The organism is Streptomyces sp. CA189 (genome assembly GCF_056428985.1).
This window is the reverse complement of the sequence record NZ_JBWJVM010000203.1, coordinates 1-645: the sequence shown is the minus strand read 5'-3', so window position 1 is coordinate 645 and position 645 is coordinate 1. Positions and strand designations below refer to the sequence as shown.

Annotated in this window: 1 protein-coding gene; it reads left to right on the top strand. The window is 62.5% G+C overall.

Annotated elements, in window-relative coordinates:
• The coding region (locus AC061S_RS44525; RefSeq protein WP_478691589.1) for an Hsp70 family protein at nt 1–645 on the top strand (645 nt) is incomplete at both ends.

The following is a 645-nucleotide window of genomic DNA, read 5'->3' as shown; positions in this document are numbered from 1 at the left end:
GATCGGCCGTCGCTTCGAAGAGAACGTGGTACAGAAAGACAGCCAGATGGTGCCGTACAGCATCGTCAAGGCCGACAACGGCGACGCCTGGGTGGAAGTGAAGGGCCAGAAGATGGCACCTCCGCAGATTTCCGCCGAAGTGCTGAAGAAAATGAAGAAGACCGCCGAAGACTACCTCGGCGAGCCGGTCACCGAAGCGGTGATCACCGTTCCGGCCTACTTCAACGACAGCCAGCGCCAGGCCACCAAGGACGCCGGCCGCATCGCCGGCCTCGACGTCAAGCGGATCATCAACGAGCCGACCGCGGCGGCGCTGGCCTACGGCCTGGACAAGGCCAAGGGCGACCACACCGTGATCGTCTATGACCTGGGCGGCGGTACCTTCGACGTGTCGGTGATCGAGATCGCCGAAGTCGACGGCGAGCATCAGTTCGAAGTGCTGGCCACCAACGGCGACACCTTCCTCGGCGGCGAAGACTTCGACATCCGCCTGATCGACTACCTCGTCGACGAGTTCAAGAAGGAAAGCGGCATCAACCTGAAGGGCGACCCGCTGGCCATGCAGCGTCTGAAGGAAGCGGCCGAGAAAGCCAAGATCGAGCTGTCCTCGACCCAGCAGACCGACGTCAACCTGCCGTACGTGAC